Here is a 10,886-nt window from a genome sequence, read left to right as displayed (position 1 = left end):
GTGCGTTCTCCGAAGGCTCTTAGCAGAGGGCATATCAGCTAACGCTGATACAGGGGGAGCTACACTCCCCTACGGAAATAAATTTCCTACCCCTTGTGTACTTCCCAAAAGAAATCGGATAAAAAGCTATCCGATTTTTTTAGGAAGTTCTATCTATCTCCACCATAACCATATCAGAAAATGGAAAGGAGGTTTTTTACTATGGCGATATATCATCTTTGCATAAAGATTATTTCAAGAGGTAAAGGCAAAAGTGCAGTAGCAGCTTCCGCCTATCGAAGTGGCGAGAAGATAAAAAACGAATATGACGGTATAGTCCATGACTTTACAAGAAAAGGTGGAATAGCCCATACAGAAATTCTTTTACCACAAAATGCACCACAGGAATTTTCAGATAGAGGGACATTATGGAATAGTGTTGAAAAAATAGAAAAGAGTAAAAACTCACAACTTGCAAGAGAAATTGAAGTAGCCTTACCCAAAGAATTAGACCGAGAGAAACAAATAAATCTTGTACGAGAATATGTAAAAGAAAATTTTGTAAAAGTAGGTATGTGTGCCGATATTGCAATACATGATAAAAATGATGGAAACCCACATTGTCATATATTACTTACCATGCGACCACTAAACGAGGATACAACATGGGGAGCAAAATCAAAAAAGGAATATATCCTTGATGAAAACGGAGAAAAAGTAAAACTCAAAAATGGAAATTACAAAACACGAAAAATCAATACAACAGATTGGAATGAGCAAGACAAAGCAGAAGAGTGGCGAAAAGCATGGGCAGATATCACAAACAAATATCTTGAAGAAAACAGCATACAGGAGAAAGTGGATCATCGCTCTTATCTAAGGCAAGGAATAGAACAAATACCGACCATTCATTTAGGAGTATCAGCAACACAAATGGAAAAGAAAGGCATATCCACAGACAGAGGATACATCAACAGAGAAATCATACATCAAAACAAGATATTAAAAGAAATCTCAAGAAGAATAAAGGCATTGCTAAATTGGATAAGGGGAATTGGAAAAGAAGAAAATACAGAAAATGAAAATACAAAGTTCACCCTCCCACTCAAAGAAAATTTGCAGTCAATCTTTGAAAATCTTATCCGTGAAAATGCAGATAAGAATAATGCTGATTTAGAAAAATATATTGAGAGTTATCAGCTACTCAAAGATAAAAATATCACTTCATTATCCCAGCTAAAAGAAAGTATAGTTACCTTACGAGATAAGAATTACAAGACCACAAGAGCCTTAAAAGATACCGAAAAGAAAGTTGATGATAAAACAAAACTCATAGACCAGTCAGAAAAATATTTGAAGCATAAGGACACCTACAAAGCCTATACCAAGACAAAGAAAAGCAAACAGGGGAATTTTTATAACGAGCATACGGCAGAAATTATTTTATTTGAAAGTGCTAAGAAATATTTGAAAGACCATTTAGGAGAAAGTAAAACCTTAGCCATCAGTAAATGGAAATCAGAACTTGCCACTTTGAAGAAAGAGAAAAAGAACCTATACAGTCAAATATTGGAGATACGAGAAGAAGTTGAACAGGCTGAAAAAGTTAAAACCTGTATAGAGCAAATAGAGGGACACGAAAAGCGACTATCACAGGTAAAGAGGAATGAGTTAGACCTATAAAACTAAGTGAAAAAATGGTATAATATTAAAAAAGATAGAAAGGGGGCTTTGACACTGAGTAAAAATAAAACAGCTACATTTTTTGCAATATTAGCAGCAGCATTATATGCAATCAATGTACCAATATCGAAAATATTATTAGCAAATGTGTCTCCGACAATGCTTGCCGGTTTTTTGTATTTAGGAGCAGGTGTTGGTATTGGGATATTACTTGGAATAAAGAAAACTCAAAACAAATTGACTGACGAAAAATGGCTTAATATAAATGATTTACCTTATACAATTGCAATGGTTGTTCTTGATATAGCAGCACCGATATTTCTGATGTTTGGCATTGCCAATACAAATTCTGCTAATGTCTCGTTAATTAATAACTTTGAAATTGTTGCAACATCGGTCATTGCCCTTTTGATTTTTAAGGAAAAAATTTCTAAAAGATTATGGATTGCTATTGTCCTTGTACTTTTATCAAGCGTCATTCTTAGCTTTGAGGGGATGGAAGCATTAGCACTGAATAAAGGTTCAATGTTTGTTTTATGTGCTTGTATTTGTTGGGGGATTGAGAATAATTGTACAAGAAGTATAAGTGATAAAAGTTCTGAGGAAATTGTGTTAATAAAAGGAATTTTCTCGGGTATTGGCAGTATTGTTATTGCTTTTATCATTGGAGAACATCTACCTGAAATACTATATATACTTGCGGTTATGTTACTTGGTTTTGTGGCATATGGTTTAAGTATAAATTTTTATATTATGGCACAAAAGAACTTGGGTGCAGCAAAAACAAGTGCATTTTATTCTATAGCACCATTTTTAGGAGTGGGATTTAGTTTTATTATTTTGGGTGAAAGACCAACAGTAAAATTTTATATCGCCCTCGGCATTATGATAATCAGCACATTGATTATGATAAAAGATACGCTTGGTAACGAAAAAATATATAATGGATATGTCCATACCCACCAGCATAAGCACGGAAAAGTAGTACATTCGCATGAGCATAGACATTTTATATTTAACCCTATGCATATACACAGTCATTCTCATGCAAACACATAAATGATTGGAAAATGGCTTAACTTATATAACCGTTAAGAAATAAGCATAATACAACAAAGAGAAACAGTGAATCAAAAAAGGTTTACTGTTTTTCTTTGCTTAAAAGTTAATACGGCTTACAGAAAGAGCGTCCATAAATATAAAAAGGTACTTGACAAAACGCTTCCTGGCGAGGCTAGCGAGAGCGTGCCCCGTTTATAGACCTACACTGCATCAGAGCGCTTTCTTATAACAAGTGCAGTCCTTCTCATTTTCAAACTTACACTATTTTGTCTTAAAAATCCCTTATACCCACAATCCCCTCCGCCGATACCATTTATAGAATTATTATAAATGTTCTTTCTTTTTGTGGCATGGAAGTATTAGAAAGAAACTTACCAAGGAGGGAAAATGAAATCTTTACGGAATACGCTTATTTTATCCATCTTGCTACCAATATTGGTAGTTTTTCTTTTGCTGGGATTTGTGTTCCTGCAGTTTATGGAGAAAAAGAGTACAAAAGAGGGGGATGCGGCTATGGAATCTGCAGCGGTGCAGATGGGAAGTGCCGTGGATACTGTTTTATCTGAAATTGAAACCAGAATCGGTGTTATCGAATTGGCGGTAACGGATATTCCCGATCAGGATAGGATTCAGGCAAAGGATTTGGACTATTTTAAGTCCTTTGAGGGAAATATGAACAATCTTTTGGTGGACGGCACCAAGGATATTCCCGGCCTGGTAGCTTCTTATGTTCGTTACGATCCGGCATTAACCTACGGTACCTCCGGAACCTTTTATACCGATACGGATGGAGACGGAAAGCTGGAGGCAGTTACCCCTACAGATTTGGCGGCTTATGAGCCTACCGACACGGAGCATGTAGGCTGGTTCTACACCCCCTTGGCCAACAAAAAAGCCACCTGGATGGAGCCATACTTTAATGCCAATATTTCCAAGACCATCATTTCCTATGTAGTTCCCTTCTATCTGAAAAATGGAAACAACTACGGAGTAACCGGTGTGGACTTCGACTTTGCCTACTTGGATGATTTGTTAAAGAAAAATCAGAAGTATGAGGGAGACAGTAGTTTTCTAATCAATGCGGAGGGTAAAATCCTCTACCATGCCCAGTATCAAAACGGTGAGAATTTCCAGGAGATTGAAGACGGTAAGTATGCCGATGCGTTCAAGGAAATGCAGGATAAGGACCACGGTTTTGTCCATGAAGGAAGCGGAAAGTCCTCCATTTTAATGGGCTTTACCACTCTGGAAAACGGATGGAAGATCGTGGCGGTGCCAAGCTATCATGAAATCTACGGAAGCTTGGAGAGCTTTAAACTGACCTTTACGGTTTTCTCTGTCCTTTTTGCAGCTTTTATGTTGGTTTTGGCTGTCTTGGTAGGAAATCGTATTGCTCACCCCATTGTGAAGCTTTCCAAGTCTGTGGAAAGGATGTCTCAGGGTGCTTTGGATGAAAAGATTACCGTAAAAGATCAGACAGAGATTGGCGCTTTGGCTCATTCCTTAGAGAGTTTGGGCGAACAGCTAAAGAATTATAAGCTTTACATCGGAGAAATTTCTCAGGTATTGAATCAGATGAGTGAGGGAGAACTTTCCATTTCCTTACAGCATGAGTATAACGGAGAATTTGCTTGCATCAAGGCGGCTTTAAATGCCTTGTCCGGAAAGCTTACCGATTTGATTGGAAATATTCAGACTTCCTCTGAAAGAGTTTCCGAGTTTGCAGGAAATGTGGCAAACAGTGCCCAGTCCTTAAGCCAGGGTTCCATTGAACAGGCAGGAAGCATTGAGCAGTTATCCGAGAGAATTCGTGCGATTTCCGATCATGTGGAAAAGAGTGCGGAAAATACCAAGCTTGCCAACGCGGAAGCTCATAGTACCCAAGGCGAGGTAGAGAAGGCTGACCAGCAAATGCAGAAGATGCAGAAGGCGATGGAGGAAATTTCCGATAAGTCCGGAGAAATTTCCAAGATTATCAAGACCATCGACGATATCGCCTTCCAAACCAATATTTTGGCTTTAAATGCAGCCATCGAGGCGGCAAGAGCCGGAAGCTACGGTAAGGGCTTTGCAGTAGTAGCGGATGAAGTAGGAAACCTGGCACAAAAATCCGCCGATGCGGCAAAGGATACCACCACCCTGATTGAAGAAACCGTACGGGCCGTGGAAGAAGGAGCAAAGCTTGCAGAGCATACAGCAGTTTCCCTGCAGCATGTGGTTAAGGGCTCCGGTCAGGTCAATGATTTGGTAAATGAAATTGCCAAGGCAACAGAGGAACAGGCAAAGGCCGTATCCGATGTACGAGAAGGCATTAACAGTATTTCCGATGTGGTACAGAGAAATACAGCTACTGCAGAGGAAAGTGGCGCTGCCAGCGAAGAGCTGAACCAGGAGGCTAAGGCACTGGAGAAGCAGGTGGCGGAATTTAAAATATAAAACAAAGAGGATGTAAAAAACCGAAAGATTTTCATCCAATATAGGTCTAAACAGGGGCACGCTCTCGCTAAGTTCGCCCAGCGGGTAGGGTACTAAGCGAAAAACTTCAGTTCCTTTGTTTTTCGCAAGTACCCACGAGCTCAGATTGCCCCTTGTTTCCAAACCTATGCTGCAGGAACGCTAGACTTTAGGCTTTCCTGCTTTTTTTGGTATAATGAAAAAACTCGCGCCACCGGTGCGAGAAATGCCGGGATATTCTCCGAGAAGGGGAATGGGAAGCATTGGAGATACTCTGCAATGGTTAAAGGGCATAAAAATCCTAAGGCTTAATACAATTTTTGAATAAGTGTAGTCTTAATATATATTTTTAACAAATTCATTGAGCTTTAAGAACCTCCATGATAAGATTACAAAGTGGCATTAATGACTAGACAAAGGAGGATACTATGGGATTTTTTGATGATTTAGGAAAGAAGCTTTCTGATGCAAGTCAGGATGTAATGCAAAAGGGAAAGGAAATGGCAGATACTGCTAAGTTCAATTCCCAGATTCATGATGAGGAAAAGAAGATTTCAGCAGTTTACAGCAAAATCGGTAAGAAGTATTTTGAAGTTTTTGAAAATGCTCCTTCAGAGGATTTTAAGGCTTTTATTGAAGAGATTCATGCTGCACAGGCAAAGATTGCGGAGATTCAGGAAAAGCTGAATGCTTTAAAGAATGAAGGCAAGGCTGCGGTAGAGAATGTGGCAGCGGATGCAAAGGAAGCTGTAAATCAGGCTGCCGATAAGGTGGAAAATGCTGCAGAAGGTGCTGTGGATGCAGCAAAGCAGGCTGCGGAGCATGTGGAGAACGCGGCAGAACAGGCCGTAAACAAGGCAGAGGATGCTGTTGACAACGCAGTAAACGGAAACTAATTGTTTGTGTGCTGAAAGCATCATAGTTAGGCATGGAGGAAGAAGAGTATGAAAACAAAATTAGGGGTATCCGTAGGTTTAGCAGCTGCCGGAGTTTATGTTCTGGCGGTGTTGGGAAACTACACTGCGATTTTACTTGCTGTGGGCTATATTTTTCTGATGGAAGAGGATGCTTGGCTGAAGAAATCCGCATTGAAGGCTTTAGCAACGATGCTTTTCTTTAGCTTTCTGCTGAGCCTCTTGGGCTTGGTTCCGGATGCCTTTAAATGGATAGGAACTGCCCTGTCCGTTATCAATGTCAATGACGGTACTCGTGCCATTACCGCGTTTTGGTCCTTGATTACCCAGGCTATTGACATTTTTAAAACCTGTATTTTCTTGGCACTGGCTTTCAAGGCACTGAACCAATCCACCATCACAGTTCCCGTAGTGGACGAGTTACTCAATAAGCATTTTGACGAATAATCCGGAATGGATTTGCTTACAAGTAAATCAGCAAATTAAACAAAAGATACTTTAAAAAGAGCGGTGTTTGCCTAGGTGACGCCGCTCTTTTTTGCATATTTCTCAACGGGTATCGTTCACGGAGCGAGCGGCATTCCGTTTGCCTTGATATAATAAAGAAAGGTGAATAATCCGAAGTTCCACCAATAGCCTTGAAAGAAGAGGCAATCTGAGCCCGTGGGTACTTGCGAAAAACAAAGGAACTGCAGTTTTTCGCTTAGTATCCCCTACGAGGCGAGGTTAGCGAGAGTGTGCCTCTGTTTCAAGGCTATTAGGTGGAACTAGGAGGGGCAATGTATATAGCAAAACTTATTGAAGCACGCCTGGACAACCCCGCTCTTTCCTCTTCCTGACGACATTTTATTGACTAGTGAAAAATCTATGTTAGACTAGGAATGTTTATAGAATATAGAATAAGAACAGAAAATTTCTGCAAAAACGGCATTTGAAAAAAGCGCCGAAAAGAGAGTTCTTTGCAGGATTAAGAGGATAGAAAAGATAAAGGAGAGTCTATGGAAAAAAAGCCTTATTATATCACCACTGCCATTGCTTATGCCTCGGGAAAGCCCCATATCGGGAATACCTATGAGATTATCCTGGCTGATGCCATTGCCCGTTTCAAGCGTTACGAGGGCTATGATGTATTTTTCATGACCGGAACCGATGAGCATGGTCAGAAAATCGAGGGGAAGGCCAAGGATGCGGGGAAGACTCCCAAGGAATTCGTGGATGAGGTGGTAGGAGAAATTCATACCATCTGGGATTTGATGGACACCTCCTATGACAAGTTTATGCGTACCACAGAGGAATATCACGAAAAGCAAGTGCAGAAGATGTTCCGAAAGATGTACGAGAACGGAGATATTTATAAGGGAAAATACGAGGGCTGGTACTGTACTCCCTGTGAGTCCTTCTGGACCGACTCCCAGCTTGTGGACGGAAAATGTCCGGACTGCGGAAGAGCGGTGGAGAGGGCTAGTGAGGATGCCTACTTCTTTAAGATGTCCAAGTATGCGGATCGTCTGATGGAGTATATCGAAAGCCATCCTGAGTTTATTCAGCCGGTTTCCCGGAAAAATGAGATGGTGAACAACTTCTTAAAGCCGGGCTTACAGGACCTTTGCGTGTCCCGTTCCTCCTTTACCTGGGGAATTCCCGTGGACTTTGATGAGAAAAATGTGGTTTACGTTTGGCTGGATGCCCTAAGCAACTATATTACCGGTATCGGTTATGATGTGGACGGAGAGCATCAGGAACGTTTTAAGAAGTATTGGCCTGCGGACCTGCATTTGATTGGAAAGGATATTGTTCGTTTCCATACCATTTACTGGCCCATCTTCTTAATGAGTTTAAATGTTCCTCTGCCCAAGCAGGTTTTCGGTCACCCCTGGCTTCTTACCGCAACAGCCAAGTCAGATGAAGGCACCAAGATGTCCAAATCCAGAGGAAATGTTATCTATGCGGATGATTTGGTAAAGCTTTTTGGCGTGGATGCAGTGCGTTTCTTCGTAATGCATGAAATGCCCTTTGAAAATGACGGTGTTATCTCCTGGGAGCTGATGGTAGAGCGTTTTAATTCCCAGTTGGCCAACATTTTAGGAAACCTGGTAAAGCGTACCATTTCCATGAGCAATAAGTATTTTGACGGTATTGTGGAGGACAAGGGCGTTACCGGGGAAGTGGATCAGGATCTGAAGAACACCGTTTTAGAGCAGGCCAAGATTGCTATTGCCAAGATGGATGAGCTGAAGGTAGCGGATGCCTTAACTGCAATTTTTGAGATTTTCAGACGTTCCAACAAATATATTGATGAGACAGAACCATGGGTTTTGGCGAAGGAAGAAAGCAAGGCGGATCGCTTAAGAACCGTGCTGTATAACCTGACAGAATCCATTGTCATCGGTGCATCTTTACTGAAGAGCTTTATGCCCTCCACAGGAGCGGAGATTTTAGAGCAGCTTTCCACTACGGAAAGAGACTTTGCTTCCCTTTCCGACTTCGGTCTATACCCCTCCGGTAATAAGGTGGTGGCGGACCCCAAGACTCTCTTTGAGAGAAAGGATTGGAAAGAGGTAGAGAAGGAAGTAGAAAAGATTACCGAGGCCCAGATTGCCAAGGCACAGGCCGAGGAGAAGAAGGAAGAGGCCAGGAAGGCGGCAAAAACAGCCTGTGCTTTAGGAAGCTCTCAGGCAGCGGGCAATACGGATTTGGAAAAGGGAATTGATATTCCCTTTAAGGCTGAGATTTCCTATGAGGACTTTGACAAATGTGACTTCCGTATTGGAAAGATTATTCATGCCGAGGAAGTGAAGAAGTCTAAAAAATTACTGCTTTTCAAGGTACAGGTGGGATCCGAAGTAAGACAGATTCTTTCCGGGATTAAGTCCAGTTATAAGCCTGAAGATCTCTTAGGAAAGAAGGTTATGGTGCTTTGCAACCTTGCCCCCAGAGAGATTTGCGGCTATCAGTCTGAAGGAATGCTTCTTTCCGCTATAGACGAAGAGGGCAAACTTTCCTTAATGAGTCCTCTGGCAGATATGCCAGCGGGAGCAAGCATTTCATAATATGACGAACTACCAGGCCATTTTAAATACCAAGAAAAAAGGGGGAGGAGTTTCCGCGTTTATGCTGAAGCTCCTTGCCCTTATTTCCATGACTATAGACCATTTTGCGGCCATCGTAATTCTAAACGGAAAACTCTACGGCTATTCCACGGAGTACTATCAGATGGCTATTGCTACGGAGGAGGGGCACAGACTGCTCCAAATCTATAGAATCTTTCGGATTATCGGCAGATTGGCCTTTCCGATTTATGCCTTTCTCCTGACAGAAGGCTTCCGTCATAGCCACGACCGAAAGAAATATTTTTTCAGACTGCTTTTGATGGGCATAGTATCGGAAGTGCCCTTTGACCTGGCATTTTTCAATCAGGTTTATAATTTTACCGTTCAGAATATCGGCTTTACCCTGGCTTTGGGTGTGCTGTGTATGGAGGGAATGCACCGTTTTCGGAAAAATGTTTTCTACAAATGGGCTGCAGTGCTGTCCTGTGCCGCCATTGCGGAGCTGATTCGGGCAGACTACGGAGCACTGGGCATTTTCCTGATTGCCGCACTGTATAACTTCCGTAAGGAAAAGGCACTGCGCCTGTCCTCAGGGGCTGCGTTGTCAGCGGCTCTGTCCTATGGAAGCTACTGTTTTGCAGCATTGAGCTTTCTTCCGATTGCCTTTTACAATGGTGAAAAGGGGCGAATTTCCCTCAGTCGTTTCTTCTACGTGTATTATCCTTTGCATCTTGGTTTTTTCTATCTCTTGATTTACTTAGGGGCAAAGATTACGGCGTAGGAATTGTCCGGGAAAGAATATAGAGTATGTAAGGAAAACAGAAATCAAAAAGGAGAAGAAGATGATTTTTGATACCCATTGCCACTACAATGATGAATCCTATGGGGCAGACAGAGAGGCATTGCTCCGCTCCCTTCCGGAACAGGGGGTGGACCGGATTTGTGAAATCGGTTATAACCTGGAAAGCTCCAAGGAGGCTATTCGTTTAGCGAGAGAGCTTTTTATTCCGGGACTTCAAAAATATGCAGTAGTAGGCTTTCATCCGGAAAATGCGGATGAGCTTACGGAAAAATCGCTGCTTGAGATTTATACCCTGAGCCAGGAAAAGGAAGTGGTGGCTATGGGGGAGATAGGACTGGATTATTTTCGGATAGATAAGCGCTCCAGGGTAGAAAAAGAGCAGGAGGCAGAGGCCTTTGCCAAAGGGAAAATTACGGAGATGCAAGTGTTCAATCCGGATCCGGAGGTGCAGAAGGACTGCTTTATTGCCATGATGGAGCTGGCCAGGAAAAGAAACCTTCCGGTAGTGCTCCATTCCCGGGATGCAGCTATGGACACCTACCATTTACTTAGAGACCATAAGGGCTATGTCAATGGGGGAATTGTGCATTGCTTTTCCTACCCGGTGGAAGTGGCTAAGCAATTTATCGATTTGGGCATGATGGTAGGCATCGGCGGCGTACTGACCTTTTCCAATGCCAAGAAGTTAAAGCAGGTGGCGACGGAGATTCCTCTAAACCACATTGTTTTGGAAACGGATTGCCCTTACATGAGTCCGGTTCCTCTTCGAGGAAGCAGAAACCATTCCGGAAACCTTCGCTATGTGGTTTCCTGCCTGGCGGAATTAAAGGGAATTTCAGAGGAAGAGGTTATCCGGAAAACCACGGAAAATGCCTTACAGGTGTATCGCATTAAGGATTAAGAAAAGAACACGCAGTATAGCACTGCATCGCAAGGAATGAG

The 10,886-nt window shown here is 42.1% G+C and carries 8 protein-coding genes; all 8 read left to right on the top strand.

The window, feature by feature from the left end; all coding sequences use genetic code 11:
- Positions 1-201 precede the first annotated feature (201 nt).
- The 8 genes from mobQ (at position 202) to RYL27_RS08745 (ending at position 10,845) form a co-directional block, all read left to right on the top strand.
- Entirely contained in the window at positions 202-1,662 is a 1,461-nt protein-coding gene (gene mobQ / locus RYL27_RS08780) for a MobQ family relaxase (protein WP_009428357.1), read from the top strand.
- A gap of 6 nt (positions 1,663-1,668) precedes the next feature.
- Positions 1,669-2,721 (top strand): DMT family transporter, encoded by a 1,053-nt coding sequence (locus RYL27_RS08775; RefSeq protein WP_019117184.1) that lies wholly within the window; start codon positions 1,669-1,671, stop codon positions 2,719-2,721.
- Positions 2,722-3,111: 390 nt separating this feature from the next.
- A complete protein-coding gene (locus RYL27_RS08770; protein WP_314966619.1) occupies positions 3,112-5,160 on the top strand; it encodes a methyl-accepting chemotaxis protein in 2,049 nt (682 codons plus the stop codon).
- 446 nt (positions 5,161-5,606) lie between these two features.
- Positions 5,607-6,074: a hypothetical protein gene (locus RYL27_RS08765; protein WP_183683896.1), complete on the top strand. Its 468-nt coding sequence runs from the start codon at positions 5,607-5,609 to the stop codon at positions 6,072-6,074.
- Between the two features lie 48 nt (positions 6,075-6,122).
- Complete coding sequence (locus RYL27_RS08760; protein WP_314966617.1) at positions 6,123-6,539, top strand: hypothetical protein; 417 nt, start codon at positions 6,123-6,125, stop codon at positions 6,537-6,539.
- Between the two features lie 551 nt (positions 6,540-7,090).
- The gene (metG, locus tag RYL27_RS08755; RefSeq protein ID WP_314966615.1) at positions 7,091-9,142 is read left to right on the top strand and encodes a methionine--tRNA ligase; all 2,052 of its coding nucleotides are present in this window, start codon (positions 7,091-7,093) and stop codon (positions 9,140-9,142) included.
- Between the two features lies 1 nt (position 9,143).
- On the top strand, positions 9,144-9,923 hold the full coding sequence (locus RYL27_RS08750) for a TraX family protein (RefSeq protein ID WP_007157712.1): 780 nt from the start codon (positions 9,144-9,146) through the stop codon (positions 9,921-9,923).
- A gap of 61 nt (positions 9,924-9,984) precedes the next feature.
- Positions 9,985-10,845 carry a TatD family hydrolase gene (locus RYL27_RS08745; RefSeq protein ID WP_314966612.1) on the top strand — a complete coding sequence of 287 codons (861 nt, stop codon included), beginning with the start codon at positions 9,985-9,987 and terminating at the stop codon, positions 10,843-10,845.
- Positions 10,846-10,886 lie beyond the last annotated feature (41 nt).

The organism is Oribacterium sinus (assembly GCF_963537195.1).
GTDB lineage: Bacteria > Bacillota > Clostridia > Lachnospirales > Lachnospiraceae > Oribacterium > Oribacterium sinus_A.
This window is presented reverse-complemented; position numbering and strand designations above follow the sequence as displayed.